23 protein-coding genes are annotated in these 26135 nt (G+C 39.0%); 6 read left to right on the top strand and 17 right to left on the bottom strand.

The window, feature by feature from the left end; translation table 11 throughout:
• Position 1: 1 nt before the first annotated feature.
• Positions 2 to 886 (bottom strand): glycine--tRNA ligase subunit alpha, encoded by an 885-nt coding sequence (locus QJV27_RS04170; protein ID WP_281448968.1) that lies wholly within the window; start codon positions 884 to 886, stop codon positions 2 to 4.
• A 204-nt stretch (positions 887 to 1090) separates the two neighbouring features.
• Between QJV27_RS04170 and QJV27_RS04165 the strand changes: the two genes are divergently transcribed.
• A complete protein-coding gene (locus QJV27_RS04165; RefSeq protein ID WP_281447716.1) occupies positions 1091 to 2026 on the top strand; it encodes a DUF2076 domain-containing protein in 936 nt (311 codons plus the stop codon).
• 74 nt (positions 2027 to 2100) lie between these two features.
• On the opposite strand, the gene QJV27_RS04160 is transcribed toward QJV27_RS04165, so the two are convergent.
• From QJV27_RS04160 to alaS, 3 genes are all read right to left on the bottom strand, one after another.
• Positions 2101 to 2979: an endonuclease/exonuclease/phosphatase family protein gene (locus tag QJV27_RS04160; protein ID WP_281447715.1), complete on the bottom strand. Its 879-nt coding sequence runs from the start codon at positions 2977 to 2979 to the stop codon at positions 2101 to 2103.
• Between the two features lie 23 nt (positions 2980 to 3002).
• Positions 3003 to 3677: a carbonic anhydrase gene (locus QJV27_RS04155; RefSeq protein ID WP_281447714.1), complete on the bottom strand. Its 675-nt coding sequence runs from the start codon at positions 3675 to 3677 to the stop codon at positions 3003 to 3005.
• Between the two features lie 155 nt (positions 3678 to 3832).
• Positions 3833 to 6478, bottom strand: a complete 2646-nt coding sequence (gene alaS / locus QJV27_RS04150; protein WP_281447713.1) for an alanine--tRNA ligase — start codon at positions 6476 to 6478, stop codon at positions 3833 to 3835.
• A gap of 158 nt (positions 6479 to 6636) precedes the next feature.
• Between alaS and tenA the strand changes: the two genes are divergently transcribed.
• Positions 6637 to 7341 (top strand): thiaminase II, encoded by a 705-nt coding sequence (tenA, locus tag QJV27_RS04145; protein WP_281447712.1) that lies wholly within the window; start codon positions 6637 to 6639, stop codon positions 7339 to 7341.
• Positions 7342 to 7346: 5 nt separating this feature from the next.
• Here the strand turns inward: tenA and QJV27_RS04140 are convergent, their stop codons facing one another.
• The 3 genes from QJV27_RS04140 to aroB all read right to left on the bottom strand — a co-directional run bounded on the left by QJV27_RS04140 (position 7347) and on the right by aroB (position 10973).
• The gene (locus tag QJV27_RS04140) at positions 7347 to 7799 is read right to left on the bottom strand and encodes a GtrA family protein (RefSeq protein ID WP_281447711.1); all 453 of its coding nucleotides are present in this window, start codon (positions 7797 to 7799) and stop codon (positions 7347 to 7349) included.
• 78 nt (positions 7800 to 7877) lie between these two features.
• The gene (locus QJV27_RS04135) at positions 7878 to 9020 is read right to left on the bottom strand and encodes an OmpA family protein (protein ID WP_281447710.1); all 1143 of its coding nucleotides are present in this window, start codon (positions 9018 to 9020) and stop codon (positions 7878 to 7880) included.
• Positions 9021 to 9326: 306 nt separating this feature from the next.
• Positions 9327 to 10973: a 3-dehydroquinate synthase gene (gene aroB / locus QJV27_RS04130; RefSeq protein WP_281447709.1), complete on the bottom strand. Its 1647-nt coding sequence runs from the start codon at positions 10971 to 10973 to the stop codon at positions 9327 to 9329.
• A gap of 185 nt (positions 10974 to 11158) precedes the next feature.
• On the opposite strand from aroB, the gene QJV27_RS04125 reads away from it, so the two are divergent.
• The 3 genes from QJV27_RS04125 (at position 11159) to QJV27_RS04115 (ending at position 13690) form a co-directional block, all read left to right on the top strand.
• Complete coding sequence (locus tag QJV27_RS04125) at positions 11159 to 11722, top strand: hypothetical protein (protein ID WP_281447708.1); 564 nt, start codon at positions 11159 to 11161, stop codon at positions 11720 to 11722.
• A gap of 19 nt (positions 11723 to 11741) precedes the next feature.
• Positions 11742 to 12644: a site-specific tyrosine recombinase XerD gene (locus QJV27_RS04120; protein WP_281447707.1), complete on the top strand. Its 903-nt coding sequence runs from the start codon at positions 11742 to 11744 to the stop codon at positions 12642 to 12644.
• Positions 12645 to 12733: 89 nt separating this feature from the next.
• Complete coding sequence (locus QJV27_RS04115; protein ID WP_281447706.1) at positions 12734 to 13690, top strand: acetyl-CoA carboxylase carboxyltransferase subunit alpha; 957 nt, start codon at positions 12734 to 12736, stop codon at positions 13688 to 13690.
• Between the two features lie 2 nt (positions 13691 to 13692).
• Here the strand turns inward: QJV27_RS04115 and QJV27_RS04110 are convergent, their stop codons facing one another.
• The gene (locus QJV27_RS04110) at positions 13693 to 14448 is read right to left on the bottom strand and encodes a competence/damage-inducible protein A (RefSeq protein ID WP_281447705.1); all 756 of its coding nucleotides are present in this window, start codon (positions 14446 to 14448) and stop codon (positions 13693 to 13695) included.
• 74 nt (positions 14449 to 14522) lie between these two features.
• Here QJV27_RS04110 and QJV27_RS04105 point away from each other — a divergent pair, with 74 nt between their 5' ends.
• The gene (locus QJV27_RS04105; protein WP_281447704.1) at positions 14523 to 15443 is read left to right on the top strand and encodes an SMP-30/gluconolactonase/LRE family protein; all 921 of its coding nucleotides are present in this window, start codon (positions 14523 to 14525) and stop codon (positions 15441 to 15443) included.
• On the opposite strand, the gene QJV27_RS04100 is transcribed toward QJV27_RS04105, so the two are convergent.
• The 9 genes from QJV27_RS04100 to QJV27_RS04060 form a co-directional block, all read right to left on the bottom strand.
• A complete protein-coding gene (locus QJV27_RS04100; RefSeq protein WP_281447703.1) occupies positions 15423 to 16427 on the bottom strand; it encodes a bifunctional GNAT family N-acetyltransferase/(deoxy)nucleoside triphosphate pyrophosphohydrolase in 1005 nt (334 codons plus the stop codon). The two genes, QJV27_RS04105 and QJV27_RS04100, sit on opposite strands and share 21 nt — an antisense overlap.
• A gap of 44 nt (positions 16428 to 16471) precedes the next feature.
• Positions 16472 to 17212, bottom strand: coding sequence for a TlyA family RNA methyltransferase (locus QJV27_RS04095; protein ID WP_281447702.1), 741 nt, complete (start codon positions 17210 to 17212; stop codon positions 16472 to 16474).
• A gap of 76 nt (positions 17213 to 17288) precedes the next feature.
• Positions 17289 to 18206: a polyprenyl synthetase family protein gene (locus tag QJV27_RS04090; RefSeq protein WP_281447701.1), complete on the bottom strand. Its 918-nt coding sequence runs from the start codon at positions 18204 to 18206 to the stop codon at positions 17289 to 17291.
• An 18-nt stretch (positions 18207 to 18224) separates the two neighbouring features.
• Complete coding sequence (locus QJV27_RS04085; protein WP_281447700.1) at positions 18225 to 18455, bottom strand: exodeoxyribonuclease VII small subunit; 231 nt, start codon at positions 18453 to 18455, stop codon at positions 18225 to 18227.
• A 96-nt stretch (positions 18456 to 18551) separates the two neighbouring features.
• On the bottom strand, positions 18552 to 18776 hold the full coding sequence (locus QJV27_RS04080) for a sulfurtransferase TusA family protein (RefSeq protein WP_281447699.1): 225 nt from the start codon (positions 18774 to 18776) through the stop codon (positions 18552 to 18554).
• 84 nt (positions 18777 to 18860) lie between these two features.
• Positions 18861 to 20291 carry an amino acid permease gene (locus tag QJV27_RS04075; protein WP_281447698.1) on the bottom strand — a complete coding sequence of 477 codons (1431 nt, stop codon included), beginning with the start codon at positions 20289 to 20291 and terminating at the stop codon, positions 18861 to 18863.
• A 628-nt stretch (positions 20292 to 20919) separates the two neighbouring features.
• Positions 20920 to 22740, bottom strand: coding sequence for an aspartate--tRNA ligase (gene aspS / locus QJV27_RS04070; RefSeq protein WP_281447697.1), 1821 nt, complete (start codon positions 22738 to 22740; stop codon positions 20920 to 20922).
• A gap of 131 nt (positions 22741 to 22871) precedes the next feature.
• Complete coding sequence (locus tag QJV27_RS04065; protein WP_281447696.1) at positions 22872 to 23327, bottom strand: RrF2 family transcriptional regulator; 456 nt, start codon at positions 23325 to 23327, stop codon at positions 22872 to 22874.
• Between the two features lie 124 nt (positions 23328 to 23451).
• Positions 23452 to 26100 (bottom strand): Rne/Rng family ribonuclease, encoded by a 2649-nt coding sequence (locus QJV27_RS04060; protein WP_281447695.1) that lies wholly within the window; start codon positions 26098 to 26100, stop codon positions 23452 to 23454.
• Positions 26101 to 26135: the final 35 nt, after the last annotated feature.

Genomic DNA, 26135 nt, shown 5'->3' with positions numbered 1-26135 from the left:
TTTATTTCTCTCCTGCCAGCCAGGTTTCACAACATTGTTTGGCCAAGTTACGAATACGTCCGATGTAGGATGCTCTTTCATTGACACTAATAACACCACGTGCATCTAATAAATTGAATAAATGACTGGCTTTTAAACAATGATCATAAGCAGGTTGAGCTAATTTTTGTTCTGCAAGTGCCTTTGACTCTTTTTCTGCATCTTTGAAATGGCTAAACAATATGTCTGTGTCTGCATGTTCAAAGTTATATCGCGAGTAATCTTGTTCAGCGCGCAAGAAGACCTCACCATAGGTTAGTCCATGATCGTTAAAAGCAAGATCATAGACATTTTCAATTCCTTGGATATACATGGCCAGACGTTCCAATCCATAAGTCAGTTCGGTGGATGGAACTGTGGTGGTAATACCACCAACTTGTTGGAAATAAGTAAATTGGGTAACTTCCATACCATCACACCAGACCTCCCATCCTAGGCCCCAAGCACCAATGGTTGGATTTTCCCAGTCATCTTCGACAAAGCGAATATCATGTTTTTTGGGATCAATACCAATGGCTTTATAACTCTCCAGTAACAAATCTTGACTGTCTTTTGGGGACGGTTTTAATAAAACTTGATATTGATAATAATGTTGTAAGCGATTTGGATTTTCCCCATAACGACCATCTGTTGGTCTGCGACATGGTTGTACGTACGCTGCTTTCCAAGGGGTATCCCCCAATGCGCGTAAGGTCGTATGAGGGGACAAGGTCCCCGCACCAATTTCAAGATCATAAGGTTGTAAAATGGCACATCCTTTGGAATCCCAAAATTCGTGCAGTTTTAAGATAAGCCCCTGAAAGGATAAAGGCCGTTGGGATGAATGAGAAATCGTATTCGAAGGCATGAAAACTATAATTCCAAGAAAACGAAAAGAAACAATGATCCAGATGATATTATCCATGATAAATGTTTCTTAAGTGTAAATAAATAAATTCAATAATATTATATAGGAAATAACACAAGAAAAGTGAAAAAAAACTTGTTAATTTTGCTATAAAAACCACATACTATTTAAAGATATCAATCTTACCGATGAGGTTATGTATAAATGAATAACGAAGAACGCGAGCTTATAAACAAGTTTTTCGAGAGGGTAGGGGGTAAATCTTCCGCCCAACCAGGTTCCGTTCCTGCAACGAATCAATTGCCGCCTTTGGATCCAGAGGCTGATCAGTTAATTACGGATAATTTTCGTAAATACCCAGAGGCAGGATATCGGGTTACCCAAATGGCTGTTGTCCAAGAGGCAGCATTGGTCGAAGCACAAAATCGTATTCGTCAATTAGAATGGCAATTACAACAAACGTCCCAACAGTTACAACAGGCCCAACAACAACAGCAATCCCAGCAACAACGTCCTGCAGGTGGGGGATTTTTGGGCGGTTTATTTGGTGGAAATAATCGCCAGCAATCTCAGGGCCCACAACAAAATCAGATGCCGCCTCCAGGATGGGGTGCACCTAATCAACAACAATATCAGGGACAACCAGGGCGTCCATATCCAGGACAGCAAGGTCCGTACGGAGGACAACAAGGATATGCGGGGCCACCCCCTAATTATCCCCCTGGATATCAACAAGGCATGTTTAACCGAGGTGGCAGCGGATTTTTAGGCAGTGCTTTGACAACTGCTGCGGGTGTTGCTGGTGGGATGTTTGCCTATAACGCAATTAGTGGTCTTTTCAGTGGTGGGCACGGTGGTGCTGCAGCTGGTGGAATGGACCCAAGTGCAGGTATTGGCGCAGCTGACCCATTTTCAGGTGCAGCCGATCCCTTTGCAGGGGCAGGGACAAGTGTTGATCCTGGTTTTGATGCAGGGGCAGGCGGCATTGCCGATGAATCTGGCTGGGGTGGTGCTGGCACAGACGCAGGCTGGGATAATTCTGGGGCCGATGCTGGTTGGGGTGACAATGCCGATACTGCTGATACTGGCAGCGACTGGGGTGGTGGCGATGATAGCGGTTGGGGAGATGATAGTTTCTAGCATCTTCTTGACTGACAGAATATTGCCAAATATTAGATAATTACCTATTAATTCGGTAATATCTTACAGTAACGTTAAGGTATTTCTAATTGAATTGAAACAGGGCAATGATCAGACAGTGTTTTTGGTGTCTCATTGCCTTGTTCTTTATACACCATCACCCGCAAAGAGTTGGGAACCAACCAATGACTGGCTTGGGGATCTAAAATAAACCCATCAATAAAATAATTTCCATCCCCACAGGGTGTTGCCATACCTGCCGTAGGAATAGTCAAATGCGTATCAGGTGAAGTAGAGGTAAGTGTATCAAAAAAAGGATCGTGTGCAGAGAGAACGCGATTAAAATCCCCTATAATAATAAAGGCTTGATGTTCATTTAGACGATCGCTAATCCATTTTTTTAAAATTGGATGCTGCTGTTTTAATATAAGGCATGCTGTTTTTTTACTGTTCAGTAGCTGATCACGGCATCCTGATTTTAAGTGAACCACAAGGATCCTGAAGCTGTGATTATTTTTATAAATTGTAATATCCAACCCACTGCGTAGGGGATGGGGTGGAGATATGTGACCTAATTCCGTCAAATCAGAATTACGCTGAATACGATCGAAGAAATTATTACGCACGGCCAAAGCAGTATGTTGAGCAATGGTATCGCCTGTGATAAAAAAAACATACTGATTATTAGGAAATATGGACTGTAACGTTTGAAGGGAACCAATCTCTTGTAAGGCGATAATATCAGCATTCAGTTTTTGAGTATAGAATGCCAGCTTTTTAAAATCTTGTGCATTTCTTAATGCTAAACCACTGGGGACTTTGAAATTTTGTTTATCTTGCAAAGAAAGAAGCCACTCGATATTCCAAGTGGCTATTTTAAAAGGTTGAGCATAGACAGGTAATGTCAGAAAATAGAATAAGATTAAAGTTATTTGAAGAAAAATCTTATTCATAAAAGCATATTACTGATTAAGTATTATTTTAATTGCTGCTCTAAAATAGAAATTGCTTCTGTAACAGTCATATCGTGACGGGTTTCTTCGTTTAGGATATAAACTTTTCCATTAGGGATATCGTAATACCAACCTTGTAAGGCTAATTCATTACGTGCCAATGCTGCAGCAACAGATGGATGTGTCCGTAAATGGTTTAATTGTAATAGAACGTTATGCTCGGTTAATGCCTGAATGCTTTCAGGGCCGACATCTGTTGCCGTTAAGGCATCGGTTACGGCATGGGCAGTTTCTGCAAACTGTAACCAGTTACGAACGGCTGGCATTGAGGCTGTTTTTTCTGGATGAATCAAAGCATCCATTGCCCCACAATCAGAGTGGCCACAAATAATGATTGTGGATACTTTCAACGCACAAACCGCATACTCAACGGCAGAGGTAACACCCCCCATTGCGTTTCCATAAGCAGGAATAATATTCCCAATATTACGTAAAACAAATAAGTTCCCTGGCGGTTGATCTGTTAATAATTCAGGATCAATACGACTATCTGCACAGGTAATGAATAGGGTTTTAGGGGATTGACCATTTGCCAGCTGACCAAATAATTCTCTTCGTTCAGGAAAACTTTCCTCTTTAAATCTTTTTACACCATGTAAAATATCAAGCAATGTTTGCTTAGGTTTAGTATCTGGCATATGAATTCTTTCTGTTGTTGTTTAACCAAGAAGCTGTATATCAGCAAGAAGATAAAAACAGTGTAAGGATAATCATTTTTATGACAATGACATATTTATGAATTTTTTGTTACATAAAGAAATAGCAGGTCATAAGACCTGCTATGGCAATACTATTAAATTAAAGTTTCAAGATGCTTCTTTATAGCATCGAAGGCCAGTTGATATTGTTGAACATCAGGCCCCCCCGCTTGTGCCATATCGGGTCTGCCTCCGCCCCCTTTACCGCCAACTGCAGTACTTGCAATTTTAACAAGATCAACGGCACTTAGTGTTTTGGATAATTCAGGGGTTACTGCAACAACAAATGAAGCTTTTTCACCAAATGAAGAAAAAACAACAGCGATCCCATGTTCTAATTTTTTCACCAATCCTTCGGCTAATGATTTTAGCTCCTTAGGGGAAACATCACCGATATTGCGCATGATATATTGAATATTGCCTATTTTTTCGACATCACTTTGTTCGCTACCGCCAATGGCAATTTGATGTTGTAATTTTGATATTTGTTGTTTTAAAGTTTTTCTTTCCTCTAACAATTGTTGTAATCGTTCAATTAATTGAGGTTGAGATGTATTTAAAATATTGGCAATTTCGTTTAAGTTACGTTCCGCTTGTTTAAAATATGTTTCTGCTGCTATTCCAGCTACAGCCTCAATGCGGCGGATTCCTGCTGCAACTCCACTTTCAGAGATAATATGGAATAATCCGATGTCTCCTGTACGGCTGACATGCGTTCCGCCACAAAGCTCGATTGACCATGCTTTTTGTCTGTCCTGATCGCTGCCCATTGAAACAACGCGAACTTCTTCACCATATTTTTCACCAAACAAGGCCATAGCCCCCATTTCAATCGCTTCATCAGGGGTCATAATGCGTGTAATAACAGGAACATTTTTGCGGATTTCGGCATTAACGGCGGCTTCTACGGCGGTTAACTCTTCTGCAGTTATTGGTTTGGAGTGGCTGATATCAAAGCGTAAGCGATCAGTTGAGTTTAAGCTGCCTTTTTGGGTAACATGTTCCCCCAATTGGTTTCTGAGAGCTTGGTGCAATAAATGGGTTGCAGAGTGATGTGCTTTGATTGCTTGTCGAGCTTCATGATCAATTGAGGCGGTAACGGATTCACCAACTTGCAAAGAACCTTTGGTAATCTTACCATAATGGATAATTAAATCCCCCAGTTTCTTTTGCGTATTTGTAATACTAATTTGTCCATTTTTACCAGTGATATAACCCGTATCGCCAGCTTGACCACCACTTTCACCGTAAAAAGGAGTTTGGTTTAAAAGTATTGCGACCTCAGCGCCTTCATCGGCAGATTGTACTGTTTGATTACCGACAATGATGGCTTGGATCTCTGCGTCAGCATTTTCATTTTTATAACCAAGAAATTCAGTGGCACCTAATTGATCTTTAAATTCGAACCACACGGTTTCTGTTGCATTGTCGCCTGATCCAACCCAAGCTGCTCTGGCTCTGGCTCGTTGTTCATTCATGGCGTTATCAAAGCCTTCTTGATCAACCGAGAAGCCCTTTTCACGTAGGGCATCAGCAGTTAAATCTAAAGGAAATCCATAAGTATCATATAATTTAAATGCTATATCACCAGGTAATTTTCCATTGCTAGATAGTTTTTTAGTTTCTTCTGTTAAAAGAGAAAGACCTCTGTCTAACATTGTTTTAAAGCGTTCTTCTTCGCCCTTTAGGGTCTCTGTAATTAATGCTTCAGCTTGATGTAATTCTGGATAGGCAGTACCCATTTCAGTGATTAGTGCAGGAAGTAATTTATAAAAAACTGGTTCTTGAGTTCCAATTATATGTAGATGCCGCATTGCACGGCGCATAATCCTGCGCAACACGTAGCCACGTCCATCTTTGGAAGGAAGAATACCATCGGCAATTAAAAAGGCAGCTGAACGCAGATGATCCGCAACGACACGATGACTGACCTTATATGGTCCAAAAGGGTCTGTTTTTGTAACTTCGGCAGAGGCGCGAATAAGGGCTTGAAAAGTATCGATATCAAAATTATCGCGTTTACCCTGCATAATTGCTGCAAAGCGTTCTAATCCCATTCCTGTGTCAATAGAAGGGCGGGGAAGTGGGGATCGGGTACCTGGTGGGTTTTCAAAATACTGCATGAAAACTAGATTCCAGATTTCTACAAAACGGTCACCATCCTCGTCTGGGGAGCCTGGTGGGCCGCCAAATACATCTTCCCCATGGTCATAAAATATTTCAGAACATGGTCCACATGGGCCCGTATCCCCCATACGCCAAAAATTATCAGAGGTATTAATACGAATAATACGATCATCAGAAAATCCAGCAATTTTTTTCCATAAAGCTGCTGCTTCTTCATCTTCTGCATATACAGTTACTAAAAGTTTTTCCTTGGCTAGGCCAAACTCTTTTGTAATTAAATTCCAAGCAAGATCAATAGCCCCTTCTTTAAAGTAGTCACCAAAAGAAAAGTTTCCGAGCATTTCAAAAAAAGTATGATGACGTGCAGTATATCCTACATTATCAAGATCGTTATGCTTACCACCCGCACGAACAACCTTTTGAGCGGTTGTGGCACGTGAATAGGGGCGTTGTTCCTGCCCAGTAAACACGTTTTTAAATTGAACCATTCCTGCATTCGTAAAAAGTAGTGTAGGGTCATTTTGAGGGACTAGGGAAGATGAAGGCACGATTTGATGATTATTTTTTGAGAAATAATCAAGAAAGGTTGAACGTATTTTGTTTGTACTGGGCATGATAAAGCAGACGATCCTAATCAGAATTAAAACATAATGTTTTTAAAACATTCTTGGATAAAAAAATAGAGTAATAAATCTTTATAAGCTATTTCACTATTTTTCTGATAATTTTCAAGTCAAGGACTTCAAACTTCTATCGTGAAAGTTAAGAATTTATGTCGGCTGTTATTAAAAATACACTATCTTTATTAGATCAGGGATTAATTGGGCGTTTTCGTGCCGATTGTGGTCAGGATTGGCAGCAATTTACACAACATCGATTTGTGAAAGAATTGGCCTTGGGGACTCTGAATCAGGAAGAATTTAAGAAGTTTTTAGTTCAGGATTATTTGTATTTACTTGATTATTGTCGTGTAGAGGCTTTGGCTGTTTACAAGAGCGATCAATTTCAAGATATGCAATATTTTTCATCTTTACTTCATGGATTGGTTAATATCGAATTGCCACTACATATAAAATATTGTCAAGAATGGGGAATGTCTGAAAAAGAGGTAAATTCCAGCCCTAAAACTTTAGAATTACTAGCATATACTCAATATCTTTTAAGCAAGGCGATGCAAGGGGATTTACTAGATTTAATCGTCTTATTGATGCCGTGTCTGGTTGGGTATGGAGAGATTGGACTAAAAATGTTAATAGATCCTAATACCAATCAAATGAATAACCCATATCAATCTTGGATTGATCTTTATGCAGGGAATGAATATTTAGAGCTTATTCACACAAGCTTAACCGTTCTCGAGCGTTTGGCTCGACAAAGAGGGGGCGAGGAACGGTATTCAATGTTATTGGAACAATTCAGAACGGCGGTGAAATTGGAAACGGCCTTTTGGAATGTAGGACGTTCGCAATATTTATAAAATTGCTAATCATTCTTAGAAAATAGATCCGTATAGACTAGCTTGCGTGATAGATTAAAATTGGCAAGCATTCCCATGATTGCCCCTGCAATTAATGCAATATAGATATGTTGACGGCAAGTATTGCTAAGAAAAAATAATAAAAAAACAGTACCGCGGTTTAAACAAAAGCCCATACTATTCGTTGCTATAAAACGTAGCCACTGTGAAAGCAAAGAATGGTCGGCTTTTACAGTATGAAAAGTCCATAAACGATTAACAATCCAATTGGAACTTGCAGCAATAAAATATCCCGCTATGGTTGCAAATGTTAATCCAATATAGGGGCGTAGCATATATACCGTTAACGTATCAATTAACAGTCCAGAAGACCCTACCATACCAAATTTGATAAACTGTACAAGTAAAGCACGATGCTTAAAGAATGTTTGTCGAAGTAATATTTTGGGATTAATCATATAAATACGTTTATCAATAAAAAAAGGAGATACCGTGAGATATCTCCTTTTTAAAAAATTTTCTTAAATTAGAAAAACTTATTTAAGAATAATTTCTACGCGACGGTTTTGTGGTTCACGTACATTTGGTCCTGTTGGAACCAATGGATGAGATTCACCATATCCTTGAACGCTGATTGCACTAGCTGGGACACCATCACGAATCAACTCAGCTTTAACGCTGTTTGCACGTCTAACAGAAAGACCCATGTTATAACGGGCACCTGCTGCACCACCGCGTGCAGAAGAGGTATCTGTGTAACCGTTAACTTCGATACGTGTTGTTTGAACGCGAGTAGAAGCTTGAGCTGCTTCACGAACGATTTCACGAGCGCGTGGTGTCAAAGAAGATTTATCGAAGTCAAAGAATACCAAGTAAGTGCGAGCAACTTGTTGTTGTGTTGGTACAACTGTAGGAGGTGCTACTGGAGGAGCTGGAGGTGCTGTGTCAAATGCATAACGCAGACCTAAGATAAATTGGTGGTTGAAACGATGATCAACTTTAGCGTTACCTTTATATACGCCGCTACCAACCCAAGCTGTTGATTTATAAGCTTCTTGATCCAATTGACCCATCATGCGATATTCTGTTGTAACAGCAAGACCTGGAACACCTGGAATGTCGTAAGCAGCACCGACGATACCTTGGTAAGCAAAGCCACCATTTGTTCCGCCAACACGGTTTACGCTACCATTACGATAGTTTGTTTGTAATGGTCCCATATCTTGCCAAAGGTAACCAGCACCAACACCAACGAATGGTGTAATGGGAACATCGATACCAAATTGACGTAAATCAATGTCGTAAAGTACGTTTACTAATCCACCATAACCTTGGTCATGACCTTTGGTTTTATATGCAGGTGCTTCGGTACCTTTACGGCCGTTAATGTTAGAATAGTTGTAAACACCTTCAACTTCTACGCGAAGGCCGTTACCAAAACCCCAACCAGCTGATCCAAAGGTTGTGAATCCTGTACCATGACGGTATTGAGATTTGCTTCCTGCTGCGGTGTTAACACCATTTGCACGTGTGCTAGGTGAAAAAGTTGCGTGTTGGTTTTGAACTAAGTTATAACCACCACCCAAGCTAACATAAGGGCCAGTAATTGTGCTAGCCATCGCTGCAGCGGGAGTGGCCACTGCAAAAGTCGTTGCAAGTAATGCATTACGAAGACGCATCTTGACTTATCCTTTTTATTACGTGTTGAGCGATAGACCGCCAATTAAGGCGGAAGCTCTTCCAAAATGAAACTCTACAACTAGATATATTATAATCTAATCTATTTTTAAGTAAAAACTAAAGACAATTTATGTAACGTCTGTCGTTCCATAATTATATGTATTAAAAATAACACATATTTGTTTTAGCTCGAACATCAAAGATCAAACGCATTGTATTTAAGTTTTGAGTGGATGACAATCGTTGAAATGACTTTAACAATTTAGAATTGTATAGATGTGTTTTCTATACAACAAAACTTTATATCAAATACATCCGTCATCAATAAGTAATTGATACAGATCATTTTCTGTAACCTCTTGAGATGTAAAGGTTTTTCCAATGCCATTAACTAAAATAAATAATATTTTTCCATCCTTAACCTTTTTATCATGTTTTAGATGAGTCAATAAGTTTGATGCAGATAATTTTGTTGGTAATCCTTTAATAGATGTTGGTAAACCAATGGCACTAAAGTGCTGAATCACGCGATGCGTATCAGATTCTGGACACAGTCCCATTTTCGTGCATAGCTTAAAAATTAAACAGCATCCTAAAGCAACAGCTTCACCATGTAGCATCCGACCATCATAACCCAATTCTGCCTCTAGAGTATGGCCTAAACTATGTCCAAGGTTTAATAAATTGCGACCTTTTGAATTTTGTTCGTATTCATCATTTTTAATGATTCTGGCTTTAAAGGCACATGCCTTTTCAATGGCTGTAGTTAGATATTTTTGATCTTTTTGAATAATATACTGACCATATTTTTCACACCATTCAAATAATTCAACATCGTCAATTAACCCTGCCTTAACAATTTCTGCATATCCCGCTTTAAGTTCTCTTATGGGCAAGGTATCTAAGGTGTGAGTATCAGCAATTACAATTTCAGGTTGATAAAATGCACCAATTAGGTTTTTTCCTGTGGGTGTATTAATACCTGTTTTTCCACCTACAGAAGAATCCACTTGTGAAAGTAAGGTTGTCGGGATTTGAATAAAAGGAACACCACGCAAGGTTGTTGCTGCTGCAAATCCGCTGAGATCGCCTGTTACACCACCGCCTAAGGCGATGATTGGGGTCTTGCGTTCAATCCCTCTTTCTAGCAACTGATTGGTGACAATTTCGTAGTTGTGAATAGATTTTGTATTTTCGCCAGGAGGAATCAGTATGGTTTCATATGAAATTTGAGCTAAATTTAAACTGTCTGTTAAGGTATTTAAATGTAAAGCAGCAACATTTTCATCGGCAATGATAAAAACTTTTTTTACGGATAATAAGGACGAAATTAAGGGGCCTGCTTGTTGTAATATATGCGAACCAATATGAACATTATAACTGGTATTTGATAGTTTAATGGGAAGAATATGCATTTGATTGACTTTATCCAGTAAAAATAAAATTTGCGTTAATGTCGTCTCAATCTGATTATGTTGACAGGAAATGATCCAGTCCGCTTTGGCATAAACAGGGTAACGCTTGTCCATAAGGTTCAATAAGATTTCTCGTTTATCGCCTGAATTTAAAAGTGGACGATGGGTATGATGCGATATCCGATCTAAAATTGTATCAACATCACAATGTAACCAGATTGTTGTTGCTTTTTCTTTTAATAGATTTCTGGTTTGCTCGTGCATAAAGGCGCCACCACCCGTGGCTAGAATTGCGGGGGATTGCCCTACTAATCGTCGCATAACCTGATGTTCTAGGCGTCGAAATTCATTTTCACCATATTGTTCAAATATATCTGCAATAGTACAGCCTGCTGTTTTTTCAATCTCGTAATCCGAATCGATAAAAGGAACAGAAAGGTAATGCGCCAACTTTTTACCAATCGTTGTTTTGCCAGCACCCATTAAACCAATCAAAACAATAGGGCGGTTAAGGGTTAATTTTGGTAGATTAGACATTGATTATTCCAAGTATAAATATTTTCTATTTAAATATATCTGACTTAAAAAGAATAATGAAATTATAAAATAGCTTGATTTTAACGAAAACATCCTATCACAAATAGGGGGGGTTATGTTATGAAAGATTTTTTAATTGTAACGATTAGACCATAAAAGCAACAGCTTTGATTTTCTAGGGAAAGATGATGCGTCGATTATTTTTAATTATTGTTAGTTTGATTATCATATTGTTTGTTATTTTTATTGTCGTTTTTGGCTTGAAAAGCCCTGAAATGCCGATCCAAGAAGTGCATAAAGTTATCCCTATTTCCAAATTTCAAAAGCAAGCAACGACGCCGGCTTTGCCAACTGTTCCAGCAATGAATGTTCCAGCAAGTTCTGTCCCTGGCAATGTAAATGCTCAACAGGCCCCACAACAGGTTCTCCCATCATCTTTGCCCCAACCTGGTAATGTGCCAGGTAATGCCATAGGGACGGCGCCCAATAATCAACCACTACCACCTGTTGGTAATCCAGCGCCTCAAACGCAGCCTGTTGCCCCACCTGTTGTCGTTCCGCAATCTGGTTCTACACAACAACAAGGGGCTAATCTTCAACAATTACCTCAACCTCAGCAGCCCGCCCCTGTTATTATCCCCCAACCTGGTACCACACAGCAACAGCCAAATAACCCCACACAGCAAACACAATTACCACAACCAGGTCCAGTACCTGGAAATGCAACGGGTAATCCTGCAGGTAGGTAAAGAAGTAATTAATTAAGTTATGGACCTAGCGCAAATTGATTCCTTTTTGGAAATGTTGGTGGCTGAACGTGGAGCAACGAAAAACACGGTAAAAGCATATCAAGCAGATTTGGAAGATTTCCTAGTATATATACAAAATAAAAAAGGAAGCCTTGCTTCTGCTTCTCAAGCAGCCATTCAAAATTATTTTGAATGGTTGGGACAAGAAGGAAAAACTGCCCGCACGGCTGCTAGACGATTATCTTGCTTGCGGCAATTTTATTTATTTTTGGTCAAAGAGGGTGTACGTGGTGATGATCCAACTCATTTGCTACAAAACCCTCATCTACCACAAACTCTTCCTAAATATTTAACCGAATCTGAAGTTGACCTTTTACTAAATGCTTGCGATATATTGGATGATGACCGACGTGCATTGGTTGCAAGGGCGGCTTTAGAAATTTTATATAGTTCCGGTTTACGAATTTCCGAACTTTTAAAGATTCGCAAAGATAGCGTTCAGCCAGATACCAAAATTTTACGAATTTATGGTAAAGGGGGAAGGGAGCGTTTAATTCCAATATCGGATTCGGCTGTTAAATCAGCGATAACGTTGAAGCAATATGATCACCATTTGAAAAGTATTTTTTTATTTCCTGGGCGAAACCCTGACCAACATTTAACGAGGCAGGGTTTTGATAAAATACTGTATCAGGTCGCTTTACAGGCTGATTTGGATCCAAAAAGAATTTCACCACATGTTTTACGACATTCTTTTGCCAGTCACATGTTGGCACGCGGTGCAGATTTACGCTCTTTACAAATGATGCTTGGTCATGCTGATATCTCTACAACACAGATTTATACCCATGTTCAAACTGAACAACTGCACGAAATTGTACGAACACATCATCCCCTAGCGCACGAAAGAGAAAAGAAATGATGATAGAATTATTACACTAATATAAAAAAAATCGTTTTTGATTTTTTGAAGCTGTTGATTTTTACTTACTTGTGATATGCCCAATTATTATGCGTCAATTTTTAGATTTTGAAAAAACAGTTGCTGAACTTGAAACCAAAATATTCGAGTTACAGCACGTTGAGAACTCCTCAGATGTTAATATTTCAGAAGAGTTACAACAACTTACCGACAAAGCTGAGAAGCAACTGCGTACTTTATATGCCAAGCTTACCCCTTGGCAAAAAGTTCAGGTGGCTCGACATGCACAACGTCCCCATACATTAGATTATATCAATGCTTTTATAGAAGATTTCGTGCCATTGGCTGGGGATCGCCTGTTTGCTGAAGACCATGCGATTATTGGTGGCATAGGACGTTTTCGTGGGCAAACAATAGTCGTCATTGGAATTGAACGAGGGGCTGATCTTGATACCCGTTTAAAACACAATTTTGGTATGGCTCGCCCCGAAGGATATCGCAAAGCACAGCGTTTAATGCGTATGGCAAGCCAGTTTGATGTTCCTATCGTTACTTTTGTTGATACTCCTGGCGCGTGGCCTGGGATTGATGCAGAAGAACGTGGACAAGCCGAAGCCATTGCGAAGTCTATTGAAACCTGCCTACGCGCAACAGTGCCCATTATCTCGGTCATCATTGGTGAAGGGGGATCTGGCGGGGCAATTGCGCTAGCAACAGCAGATAAAATTTTAATGTTAGAGCATTCTATTTATTCTGTTATTTCACCAGAAGCATGTTCTTCGATTTTATGGCGTGATGCATCACAAGCCGCTCAAGCTGCTGGTGCTTTATGTCTAACCGCACAAGATCTATTACGTTTAAAACTAGTGGATCAAGTCATAGATGAACCCTTGGGTGGGGCGCAACGTGATGCGAGTGCAGCAATTACCTCTGTAGAGCAAGCAATTGCAGAAGCTTTATCCGAACTTGAGAATATTCCACAACAAGCCCTGCAAGCTAAGAGAAGAGAAAAGTTCTTAGCTATGGGGCGTGAAGAGTTAACATAGATTTATTTTTGGGGTTCACCTTCATGAGGTTGATACCCCATATTTACCAATAAATTATAAATATCTTGTGCAGCATTTTCGACAGCTTGTTGATCTTGCCCCTTTACGACTAATGCGACGCCATTTTGTTTGCTCTCATTATAAAAGGGATAAGATCCAATATCAGTTTGTGGAAATTTCTTTTGAATAGCTTCAAGATCTTTCGCAACTTTTCCTTCAGAAGCTTGGTATGCGTACCAACTTTTTGAAAGAATTGGTTTTCCATGGCGCAATGTGGGGATAATGTTGTCCAACATTGCTTGCATAATTTGTGGCACGCCTGCCATAACGTAAACATTACCGATAACATAGCCTGGTGCGATGGAAACTGGATTAGCAATAGGTTTCGCCCCTCGTGGCAGATAAGCCATACGTTGGCGGGCCTCATTGAAATTTTCGGCACCAATATAATGCTCTAGAAGCTTAAATGATTCCGGATGAATTTCATTAGGTACTCCAAAGGCTTCTGCGACACAGTCAGACGTGATGTCATCGTGGGTTGGTCCAATACCGCCAGTGGTAAAAACATAATCTACGGCGGCTCTGAGTTTATTTACTGTATTTATAATGACGTGGCGATCATCAGGAATAATGCGTGCCTCTTTTAATTTAATACCCGCTATGGCTAATTTTTGTGCAATATGATTAATATTAATGTCTTGGGTACGGCCTGAAAGAATTTCATTGCCAATGACGATAATAGCTGCTGTGGGACTCATAGACTGGTTCCTATAATACAATATTTTTCGATATATCTTCAGATAAACATCTTATTATAAGCGAAGGATACGTAATGATACATACAAAAATGATGAAACCAGAGTGTTTGTGGGATCTAAAAGCTTCGTTAGGAGAAGGGGTGGTTTGGATTGAATCTGAACAAAGTGTGTATTTTGTCAGTATATTCGACAAGAAGATATATCGATATCATCCAGAAAGCCAAGAAAAACAAATATGGGATACCCACAAACAGCCAACTTTTGTTCTCCCCACCACATCTACGTACTTATTGTGTGGAATGGAGGATGGTTTATATTGGTTCAATCCTGTACACGGACAATTGATCCGATGGTTAGAAATGGATGAAGGAATTACCAATAATCGTCTTAATGACGGATATATTGATTCCTTGGGGCGCCTGTGGTTTGGAACGATGGATAGAAACGAGCAAGATCCAAAGGGTTCGTTATATTTGTTAGAGTGGGATTCAACGGGAACGCCAGTATTGTCTAAAAAGGACTCAAATTATGTGGTTACAAATGGTCCGTTGTTGACGAACAGTCAACGCCTCTATCACAATCATTCTAATGCTCAGCATATTTATTCCTTCACAGTGATTGATACAAATATTTTATCCAATAAGCAGATTTTTGTTCATTTGGATCAAGGATATCCAGATGGTATGGCCTTGGACTGTAAAGAGCGATTATGGGTATGTTTATATAATGGTTGGGGAATAAATGTTTATGACTCACATGGGGAAATGGTTGAAAATATTCCATTCCCTTGCCCTAATGTCACAAAAATTGCTTTTGGTGGTAAAGACTATACCACAGCTTATGTCACGACAGCTCGTAAGGGAATGACATCTGAACAAGGAAAAGAAGCTCCGCTAGCAGGAGGTTTATTTAGTTTCAAGGTGCCAGTTTCAGGACAACCTCAATATAAATTTAAAATTCCTGAAATAGTGAAACTAGAACATCAAATCTTTTAATAACGGAATAAAGGGTTTGTCTGCTTCCATTACAAGGTAATGGTCTAGTTCCTCGCAGTTGACCCATGCAAGTTGTTGATTTTCTTTTGGTTCTGGTACATTTTTCCATTTATGACAGACATACAAAGGCATTAATAGATGAAAGTCAGCATATTCATGTGATGCAAATGTAAAAGGTGCCAGACAACTTTGCGATACATCAATATTGATTTCTTCTTTTAGCTCGCGGATTAATGCGGCCTCTGGCGTTTCATTTGGTTCAACTTTTCCTCCAGGAAATTCCCACATACCAGCCATAGATTTACCCTCAGGACGACGTGCTAATAATAGTTGCCCATCAATATCAATCAAGGCTGCTGCGACAACAAGTAAAATTTTCTTTGGTTTTAAAAGAGTATTATTCATGGGGATCGGAGACTTTCCTGGGCAAATATCTTCTCGTTGTAATAGAAAATAAGATACTGATTGTTCAACAGCACGGGCAAGGAATTTTTCCTTGCCTTGACCAAAGGGTTGATAACCACATTTTTTTAAAACAGCAATAGAAGCCAAGTTATCATCAGCTGCTGTTGCGTGAATATAATTAATATTCAAATTGGCCAAGGCCCAAGAGCTAAGACGTTGCAAGGCACGACTGGCAATTTGTTTCCCCCAGTATTTTTGTCCAAGCCAATAACCAATTTTTCCCAATTGATCTTTGGTGTTCAGACGAATACCAATACATCCTACAATGACAGGTTTTTCAAATGAACGGTCAAAGATCGTGAAATGATAAGAGATACCATCCTTCATTTCTTGGATCATTGTGTTGATCCATTGATCTAACAAAGTTTTAGAATAAGGAAAAGGAACCTGGCTTAACATTCTTACGACGTTCCAATCATTAATCAAACTATGCAGTGAGGAGGCGTCTGTTTGCTCGATCGGTCGTAAGGTATAATGATCAAAGGTTAAGGGGGCAGGTAACTTATGATTATTTGACATTATTGAACCTTAGAACGCTATGTCGTGAAGTATATAAATTGCGTTTATATTTTTTGGGCAGCAATTAAGAACTCAATATTGCCCTCTGGACCTGTAATGGGGCTGGTTTCAACACCAAGAACTTTCCAATTCGGCAATGACTGCCACCATTCTTGAATGGTTGTGCATACTTGTTGATGAATAGTGGGGTCGCGTACAACCCCCTTGGATCCAACATGTTCCCGCCCGGCCTCAAACTGTGGTTTAATTAATGCAACAGCCCATCCTCCCGCCTGACATAAGGCAAGACCCGCTGGTAAAACAGTTTTTAAACTGATAAAACTGGCATCACAAACAACAGCTTGTACAGGGTCGGGAATCTGTTCTGCGGTCAAGTAACGAGCATTACATTTTTCATGCACGATAACTCTGGGATCACTACGTAATTTCCATGCTAATTGCCCGTGACCAACATCAACAGCGTAAACTTTATTAGCGCCATTGGTCAAAAGAACATCTGTAAATCCCCCTGTTGAGGCACCAATATCCAAGCAGGTCAAATTATTTGCAGATAGATTAAAAAAAGAGAGGGCATGATTAAGTTTCATCCCCCCCCGAGAAACCCAAGGATGTTCTTGTTGTTTAATACTAAGTTCGGTATCTTCGCGAACCATATCGCCTGCTTTGTTGATACGTTGCTCTTTATTAAAAACCAATCCAGCCATAATCAGAGCCTGCGCTTTTGCACGGCTTTCGACCATACCCCTGTCCACTAAAAGGACATCTATTCGTTTTTTACTGGCCATTTATCAAAGCTCTTTAAATATAATTGGACTGTTAAGATCAACGCAGTGTACTTTAAAGGTGGAAGATTATAAAAAACTAATTTTTTCGATAGACAACATATTCAGCCAAAGCACGTAAATTATCAGCAGCATCACCAAAGGGTTCTAAATGGCGAATAGCCTTGGCCACCAAGCGATCTGCCTCTTTTTTAGCATCATTAATTCCCAGTAAAGAAACAAAAGTGGACTTGCCAGCAGCTGTATCTTTTCCTGCAGTTTTTCCTAATTCTTCTGCACTGGCGGTGGCATCTAAGACATCATCAGCAATTTGGAATGCCGTACCTAAATCACGACCATAGCTGATAATATGATTATGTAACTCATGAGAGGCTTGTCCTAAAATAGCACCTGCTTCAGCAGAGTAACAAATCAAACGCCCTGTTTTCATAGCGTGTAGGTTCAGCACTTCTGGTAAAGTAAGATGCTTATTTTCCCCTTCCATGTCGATGACTTGACCGCCAACCATGCCAGTTGATCCACTGGCTTCTGCCAAAGCTTTAACCAGTTCGATACGAATTTTGGTACTTTCGTGCGTTTCCTCCATGGCCAAGATTTCGAATGCTTTGGTTTGCAGAGCATCGCCAGCTAAAATAGCAATAGCTTCTCCAAATTGTTTATGAGTTGAAGGTTTGCCACGGCGCAAATCGTCGTCATCCATGGCTGGAAGATCATCATGAATTAACGAGTAAGCATGTAACATTTCAACGGATGCACCGACGTATAATGCTCGGGTGACGGGGACGTTAAACAAGGACGCGACCTCGGTGACTAAATATCCTCTTAATCTTTTACCCCCCCCAAGCACTGCATAACGCATGGCTTCGATTAAATTTGCCTCTCCCCCTTTCATACGAGGAAGCAATTTGTTTAACGTTGCTTCAAGTTCAGCGGCGCGCTGCGTTAAAGAATTGCGAAGAGATTGAGCGTTTGTTGTCTCAGAAGAGGAGGAAGTCATAAGGTGTGACCTTTAAAATTATTCAACAGTTTCAGTATCAAGGCTGGAATCATCTTTCTTAACAATGATTTGTACTCTAGCCTCGGCTTCGTTAAGTTTTTTTTCACAATAGCGACGTAGTTCTGCGCCACGTTCATAAGAAACAATAGCTTCTTCTAATTTTTGTTGGCCTGTTTCTAAATTATGAACAATTTTTTCAAGCTCGCTAAGAGCATCCTCAAACGAAAGAGAGGAGAGATTGTCCGTCATTTTATTTTCCAATATATTTCACCTAAAAAACAATAAATAGTTTATCATTTTCTCTTCAATAAATCAGCATCAAGATTGTTTTCTGTAAGGAAATGGCTATTTTCGTTTGATAACAAAGGATAAGACCGTCCCCTGGTCGGAAAAAGCAATTAAAGAATGTCCCGTTTGACGACAAAATTCTTGAAAATCTTTAATAGTATTTCGATCCGTAGCCAAAATCCTTAGACTGTTGCCTGATTGTAATGATTTTAATGCACGATTAGCTTTTAAAACTGGTAAAGGGCAAAGAAGTTCTTTGACGTCTAAAACTGCCTCAATCATGAAAATTATCCTAAAAAAGACCTTGTTTCCAAGGTCTTCAATACTACACTATGGATAGATTGTATAGAAATAGATAAGAATTCTTTAGGGGGTTTTTCTGCGCGTTGTTCGGGTGTTGTTATTTAACCACATAATCCAACGACATATACCAATTACCCCTAAAATAGCACAGGTAATCAGAATTTGATTGCGTGAAGTACTATTAAACAACATTGCAATAACAACACCAGCCAAAGAGATTACTGTGATCCAAGATAAATATGGGAATAACCACATCTGGAAAATAGGTTTAATATTTTCTTTTTGCATTTTGTTTCGCACATTTATTTGTGATAATCCAATAGCAATATAAACGAACAAAATAATAGAACCAGCACAACTGAGAAGATAAGAAAAAGTATGGCTGGGAGAGATATAAGATGCAATAGAAATGATAATTCCAATTATAGATGCTGTAATAATGGCTCGTTTTGGCACACCATTACTGTTGGTGTGAATTAACCATCTTGGTGCATCATCATATTCAGCCAGTTCAAATAATGTTCGAGATGTTGCATAAATGGAGGAGTTCAAACAAGAGAGGATTGCAACAAGAATAGTAAATTCCATAATGTCAGAAGCATACGGGATCTTGAGTGCCTGTAGTGCCATCAAAAATGGCGAGATACCAGGAATTACTTCATCCCAAGGCACAATAGATAAAATCACAGCGATAGATAATACGTAAAACGCAACAATTCTAAAGATGATCGTTCGCGTTGCATAAGCAACATTTTCAGCTGGTTTATCAGATTCTGCTGCGGCAATAGTCGCAACTTCGGATCCTGTTACCGTAAATAATACGGTTGGGATTATTGTAAAGATCGCAATAAAGCCATTTGGGAAGAAACCATGATGTGACCAAATATTTTCAACATGTCCTTGGGTGAAGCCAAAAAGATGCACAACGGCAATACCCCCAACAACGATAAATGCAGCAATAGCGATAATCTTGATTAAAGCAAACCAGAATTCGAATTCGCCATATCCTCGCACTGAAAAAAGATTGGTTATCATCATGGCAATGACTAAAATAGGTCCTAAAATCATTGTTGCAGCAAAGCTGTATTCTTTGGGAATATGCATGTAATGCTGCAACATTTCGCCACCCGCAATTGATTCAGCAGCGATTGCAGAGATCCAAAACAACCAATATCCCCATCCTAAAACAAAGGTAATATTATGTCCCATTCCCCTGCGAATGTGATTTAAAAAGGATCCGACTTCAGGCTTTTCAATCACCAGTTCGCCCAGCATTCTCATTACAAAGAAAATAATCAGCCCCGTAATAACGTAGGATAGTAAAACAGCTGGTCCAGTTGCGTGAATAGAGGCAGAAGCACCGACAAAGAGACCAGCACCAATAATCCCCCCCATGGAAATCATGACAACATGACGGCGTTCCAAAGTGTGTGCTAGTTCCCCATCACGTAGTGGTGATGATACAATTTTTTCTTTCTGTTTCTTAGTTAGCAACGATAGGTCCTTTATTCTTAAATGGAGTGTTTGTATTTAATATTTGTCAAAAGATGAAATTTATTCAAAAAGAGGCTTAAATCAGACTTTAACAGCAGTCATATGGTAAAGAACACTATATGTACCCATCCTTAGATTGCAAAAGAGGGGTAGGTGCATGTGGTGTACTAAAACTCATATTAGCCATAGTTAAATATTGTTAAGTATTTTTGAAATTTTTTTCAAATAGATATTCTGTGACAAAGCACAGCTAGAAACATTAATTAACAATAATTCCAGAGTTTGTCTAAATACTATACAAAAATTTCTTAATAATAACGGAATTCAAAATTAATCCTTTCATTAAGATATTACAGTTTTAAAAAGCAATTATAAAGGATTTTGCAAATAGGTGCAAATTTGAACAAATTAGAATAAGTAGATAAGAGTATTTTGTATTGATAGAGTTAATAGCAGAAAGAAAAGATACGAATATTTACTAATTTGTATTCAATTTATGGCTAAATAGAACAACGATAATTAAAACTAAAAACTACCGTTAGAATAAACTTAAAGTTTTATATATATTTTAACGATCGCTGTACGAATATTCAGATTGCTTGTAATTTACAAGCAATCTGAATATTTTTTACTTCTTGTTTTCTTCGGAATTACTATCTGATTTTTTAACTGCAATCTTAGGAAGATTTAACGCTAATGAAAGTTCTTTTAATCGTTCTGGGGTCGTTGGGGCGGGCGCACACATCATTAAATCTTCACCTTGTTGATTTAATGGGAATAAAATGACCTCACGAATATTGGGTTCGTCAGTTAAAAGCATAACCATGCGATCGACACCTGGGGCTGCACCACCATGAGGAGGAGCACCATATCGAAATGCGTTTAACATGCCACCAAAACGTTTTTCAACTTCTTCTTCTGGATATCCAGCAATTTCAAAAGCACGGATCATAATATCAGGACGGTGATTTCGAATAGCGCCAGAAGATAATTCAATGCCATTGCAAACAATATCATATTGATATGCGTTGATTTCCAATGGATCTTGATTGTTTAATGCTTCTAGTCCCCCTTGTGGCATAGAAAATGGGTTGTGAGAAAAATCAACCAATCCTGTTTCTTCATTCAGTTCATACATGGGGAAATCAACAATCCAACAGAAACGGAATGCGTTCTTTTCAATTAAATCTAGTTCTGTGGCAATTTTTGTGCGTACTGTACCAGAAAATTTGACCATGTCTAGGCCTTTGCCTGCGACAAAAAAGACTGCATCTCCATTTTGTAGGTTACAAGCTTTCTTAATAGCTGCGCATCGATCTTCATCTAGATTTTTGGCAATAGGACCTTTGGCAGCACCTGTTTCGTCAAATGTAATATAGCCTAAACCACCTGCTTTTTCTTCTCTGGCCCAATTATTGAGTTTGTCAAAGAAGGAACGTGGTTTCCCTCCAGCCCTTGGTGCTGGGATAGCGCGAACCTCGCCACCATCGGCGGTAATTTTGGCAAATAATCCAAAACCAGATCCATCAAACGCGCTGGAAACATTGGTAATTTTTAAGGGGTTACGCAGGTCTGGTTTATCACTGCCGTATTCTTTCATTGCTTGCTTATAAGGAATACGGATAAATGGGGCAGGGCTGATTTCGTGGTTGGGGGCAAATTCTCTAAATACTCCTTCCATCACTGGTTCAATGGTTGCAAAAACGTCCTCTTGCGTTACAAAAGACATTTCAAAGTCTAATTGATAGAATTCACCAGGGGAACGATCAGCGCGTGCGGCTTCGTCACGAAAGCAAGGGGCAATTTGGAAATAACGGTCAAAACCAGCCACCATCGCTAATTGTTTAAATTGTTGAGGCGCTTGGGGTAAAGCATAAAATTTACCAGGATGCAACCGTGCTGGAACCAAGAAATCTCTGGCTCCTTCAGGAGAGGACGCCGTTAAAATTGGAGTTTGGAATTCGGTAAAGCCTTGTTCAATCATTCGACGTCGTAAACTTGCAATAATATTTGCACGCAGCATAATATTGCGATGGATACGATCGCGACGTAAATCGATGTAGCGATAGCTTAAACGCAAGTCTTCTGGATAATTTTCGTTGCCGTTCACTTGAAAGGGCAAGACTGCAGCAGAAGATAAAATTTCAATTTCGCTGGCTTGAATTTCAATTTCACCTGTAGGTAATTTTGGATTAACAGTATCGCCCTCACGCAGTACAACGTTGCCCGTAACGCATAAAACGCTTTCCACTCTAACTTTTTCAATCGTTTCAAGTAGTGAGGAATCCGCTGGGATAACAATTTGTGTGATTCCAAAATGGTCGCGTAAATCGATAAATAGCAAACCACCATGATCTCGTTTACTATGTACCCAACCAGAGAGTTTAACTGTTGATCCAACGTCGCTTGCTTTTAAAGCAGCACAATTATGGGTACGATAGCGATGCATTTATTTATCCTGTAGTTTTAAGTTTATTAATATATTAACGAAATAGGTATAAAGTTTTATAATGATAAAAGGACTTATAATCCTTTTAAAAACATATTTCGATCATAATTTTAGTTATTTAATAAAATTCGTTATGATAGGGGTGTAATAGGAGTGCAAGAAGGTTCCCTGCTTGATTTTAGCAGATGCTCCAGTTTTTCATAATCATGTAAAACATTTGCTAATGTGTATTTATCTAAAACCTCGTAAAAAGATTCAAATGCTTTGGTAACAATATCTTGGATGATACAACTATTTTGTATAAGACAATTGCCACACTTAATCGGCTTTTCAGCTTCTTCTGTATATCGAATAATACTGCCTAGGGTAATCTCGGCAGGGCTTTTATGAAGTTGTAATCCACCCCTACGGCCTCTTACTGTTTCTATAAAGTTCGCTTTACCAAGATCATGTACGATTTTCATCAAATGATTCTGTGAAATATCGTAACATGTTGCTATTTCATGAATAGAGCTCAGTCGGTCATTATGAATGCCAAGATAAATGAGGATTCTAAGGGCATAATCAGTATATCGAGAAAGCTGCATGTCACAATTCTTTATAAAAAAATTTATTAGGAATCAGTATTTTAACCGAAAATTTAAAAAAACTTAACAGTATTTTATCACTGTTAAGTTTTTTTAAATAAAGTGTATTTAATATATCAGTAGATCAACGGCTCCACCATCCTTTACGAGGGGTAGGTGCGGGGGCAGTTTCGTCAATGACGATTGGCTGAATAACAGCAGAATCATCCTCTTTTATTGACTTTGCTTTTTTATCACTAGCAGATTTTGTCTTTGTACTGGTTGTTTTTCGTGTTGTTGTCTTGGCTTTTGTTGTAGCCGTTTTGGTCGTGGTTGATTTTTTACGACCACGAGTTGTGGCTTTTTTTACAGGTTTTGTGTCAAGATCTTCAACAGCAGCAACCGCTACAGATACATTTTCAACCTGATGCGATGGAACATGATCATTGTTTTCGTTGTCGCTATTAACGGTATCTTTAATTTTCGTTGATGCTTTGCTTTTCGTTTTTGTCTGTGTTGACTTTGTTCCTTTACGTGTTCTCTTCACAGGTTTTACTACTTCTTCTTCCGCAACTTCACCTATAATTGAAGATTGATTTTCTATCAAAGCAAGGTGCTCACCTTTAGGCTGTACATCGATATTATCTCCAAGAACAACAGCAGACTGAGAATTATGCGCTGCCCCCGCTTGTGTAGCTGTGATGGAATTGTCTGTTTCATCAGGAGTAATCGCATCAATGGTGATAGGTGTTGCTTCTTCTTGATTATGTTCGCTGGGTTGGTATTTATTACGCTTCCATCTAGGCTGTCTGGGATATCGGTTAGAACGCTTTGGTGTTTCCTCACGCTTGGTTGCAAAATATTCATCTTGGTTAACAACGGGATGAAAACTAATATCTGGTTGTTCATCTTGTTGCTGAACAATTGTTTCCAATATTGAATCTGTTTCAGTTGTTAAAGCTGCATTTTGATAAGGTTGTTCTTCTTTTTGATAACGTGGATTGTTACCATTTCGTGAACGTTTATTTCGACGTCTATTCCGATTATAATGTTCTCTGTCTTCAGGCGAACTTTGTGAGTGAGTAATTTCAACGTTGGACTGGGACTGGATCGGAATTTCACGAATAAACGGACTTTCTTGTAGTAAGAAATCAGTTTTTTCTGCTTCAGCCTCGACTTCAATATCGGACGTTTCGTTGACTTCAAGTTTGCACTGAATTTGTGAGGCCTGAAGTGATGAGTCAATCTCTAGAATAATTTGTATTTTATACTTATTCTCAATATTTAACAACCAATTGCGTTTTTGATTTAAAATATAAAAAGCAATTTCATGCGACGAGGTTTGAACCGTTAAAATCCCAGGTTTGGATTTACGAGCTTCTTCATCGATTTGTCTAAGAATATGCAAACATTCATTTTCCGTAGTACGTATCACACCCGTGCCGTTACAATGATGACAAGGAGTAAAAGCAAATTCAGCAATAGATGGACGTAGGCGTTGTCTGGTCATCTCTAATAAGCCAAAAGAGGAAATGGATCCCACTTGGATTCTTGCACGATCTTTATGTAATGCAGATTTTAAACGCCGTTCGACCATATAGTTATGTTTTTTGTTTTCCATATCAATAAAGTCAATAACGATCAGACCTGCCAGATCTCGTAATCGTAATTGGCGAACGACCTCGTCCGCTGCCTCTTGGTTAGTACGCAATGCGGTTTCTTCTAAATCTCTTTCTTTGATAGAACGACCGGAATTAACGTCAATTGCAACTAAGGCTTCTGTTTGATTGATTACTAGATAGCCACCAGATTTTAGCTGCACGGTTGGTGACAACATTTGATCGATAAGTTTTTCTACTTTGTAATGGGAAAATAAACTTTGCTTTTGATCACGCCACAAATGTAGTTTGCGAATATTTTGAGGCATTAAAGCCCGCATATAATCCCGCGCTATGTTCCAGCCATCTTCCCCATCAATTAGAATTTCACTGATATCGGAAGTGTAAATATCTCTGATTGCACGTTTCAATAAACTTGAATCTTCATAGATTAAAGTTGGTGCAATTGCTTTCATAGTACGATCACGGATTTCATCCCATAAACGTAGTAAATATTCACCATCTTTAAGGGCGTCTGCTTTGGGACATTGTGCCCCTGCGGTGCGGATGATCATGCCCATATGGGCAGGAATATCCAATTCGTCGATAATATCTTTTAGACGACGACGTTCAGAAGAGGAAGTGATTTTACGAGAGATCCCTCCACCACGTAGAGAGTTAGGCATCAATACACAATACCGGCCTGCTAATGAAAGATAAGTTGTTAGAGCCGCACCTTTATTACCTCTTTCTTCTTTAACAACTTGAACGAGTAATATCTGTCTGCGATGGATAACTTCTTGGATTTTATAATTTTTGAGAATATTGGGAATAGGACGTTCTTCTTCGCTATTCAACTCGATAATATCTTTATCATCGTCATCGATAACATCGTCATTATTTGTTTTTTCTGATTTTTGTAGAGCAAGAAGTTCTTTACGATCAGCGATGGGAATTTGATAATAATCAGGATGGATTTCGCTGAATGCCAAGAACCCGTGACGGTTTCCGCCATAATCTACAAATGCGGCTTGCAAGCTTGGTTCAATACGAATGATTTTGGCAAGATAAATATTGCCCTTTAATTGTTTTTTTGCTGCACTTTCTACATCGTATTCTTCGATACAATTGCCATCTAAAATAACGATGCGCGTTTCTTCTTTATAGCTGGCATCGATCAGCATTTTTTTATTCATATTTTATTATTACTCCAATGATTGTCGTCTGCAAT

Source organism: Commensalibacter oyaizuii, assembly GCF_029953265.1.
Classification (GTDB): Bacteria; Pseudomonadota; Alphaproteobacteria; order Acetobacterales; family Acetobacteraceae; genus Commensalibacter; species Commensalibacter oyaizuii.
Note: the sequence above shows the minus strand (reverse complement) of the source record. Positions and strands in the feature narration are given on the sequence as shown.

Coding starts and splice junctions, on each gene's coding strand:
- QJV27_RS04170 (WP_281448968.1), bottom strand. CDS start 886: ATGCCTTCGAATACGATTTCTCATTCATCCCAACGGCCTTTATCCTTT.
- QJV27_RS04165 (WP_281447716.1), top strand. CDS start 1,091: ATGAATAACGAAGAACGCGAGCTTATAAACAAGTTTTTCGAGAGGGTA.
- QJV27_RS04160 (WP_281447715.1), bottom strand. CDS start 2,979: ATGAATAAGATTTTTCTTCAAATAACTTTAATCTTATTCTATTTTCTG.
- QJV27_RS04155 (WP_281447714.1), bottom strand. CDS start 3,677: ATGCCAGATACTAAACCTAAGCAAACATTGCTTGATATTTTACATGGT.
- alaS (WP_281447713.1), bottom strand. CDS start 6,478: ATGCCCAGTACAAACAAAATACGTTCAACCTTTCTTGATTATTTCTCA.
- tenA (WP_281447712.1), top strand. CDS start 6,637: ATGTCGGCTGTTATTAAAAATACACTATCTTTATTAGATCAGGGATTA.
- QJV27_RS04140 (WP_281447711.1), bottom strand. CDS start 7,799: ATGATTAATCCCAAAATATTACTTCGACAAACATTCTTTAAGCATCGT.
- QJV27_RS04135 (WP_281447710.1), bottom strand. CDS start 9,020: ATGCGTCTTCGTAATGCATTACTTGCAACGACTTTTGCAGTGGCCACT.
- aroB (WP_281447709.1), bottom strand. CDS start 10,973: ATGTCTAATCTACCAAAATTAACCCTTAACCGCCCTATTGTTTTGATT.
- QJV27_RS04125 (WP_281447708.1), top strand. CDS start 11,159: ATGATGCGTCGATTATTTTTAATTATTGTTAGTTTGATTATCATATTG.
- QJV27_RS04120 (WP_281447707.1), top strand. CDS start 11,742: ATGGACCTAGCGCAAATTGATTCCTTTTTGGAAATGTTGGTGGCTGAA.
- QJV27_RS04115 (WP_281447706.1), top strand. CDS start 12,734: ATGCGTCAATTTTTAGATTTTGAAAAAACAGTTGCTGAACTTGAAACC.
- QJV27_RS04110 (WP_281447705.1), bottom strand. CDS start 14,448: ATGAGTCCCACAGCAGCTATTATCGTCATTGGCAATGAAATTCTTTCA.
- QJV27_RS04105 (WP_281447704.1), top strand. CDS start 14,523: ATGATACATACAAAAATGATGAAACCAGAGTGTTTGTGGGATCTAAAA.
- QJV27_RS04100 (WP_281447703.1), bottom strand. CDS start 16,427: ATGTCAAATAATCATAAGTTACCTGCCCCCTTAACCTTTGATCATTAT.
- QJV27_RS04095 (WP_281447702.1), bottom strand. CDS start 17,212: ATGGCCAGTAAAAAACGAATAGATGTCCTTTTAGTGGACAGGGGTATG.
- QJV27_RS04090 (WP_281447701.1), bottom strand. CDS start 18,206: ATGACTTCCTCCTCTTCTGAGACAACAAACGCTCAATCTCTTCGCAAT.
- QJV27_RS04085 (WP_281447700.1), bottom strand. CDS start 18,455: ATGACGGACAATCTCTCCTCTCTTTCGTTTGAGGATGCTCTTAGCGAG.
- QJV27_RS04080 (WP_281447699.1), bottom strand. CDS start 18,776: ATGATTGAGGCAGTTTTAGACGTCAAAGAACTTCTTTGCCCTTTACCA.
- aspS (WP_281447697.1), bottom strand. CDS start 22,740: ATGCATCGCTATCGTACCCATAATTGTGCTGCTTTAAAAGCAAGCGAC.
- QJV27_RS04065 (WP_281447696.1), bottom strand. CDS start 23,327: ATGCAGCTTTCTCGATATACTGATTATGCCCTTAGAATCCTCATTTAT.
- QJV27_RS04060 (WP_281447695.1), bottom strand. CDS start 26,100: ATGAATAAAAAAATGCTGATCGATGCCAGCTATAAAGAAGAAACGCGC.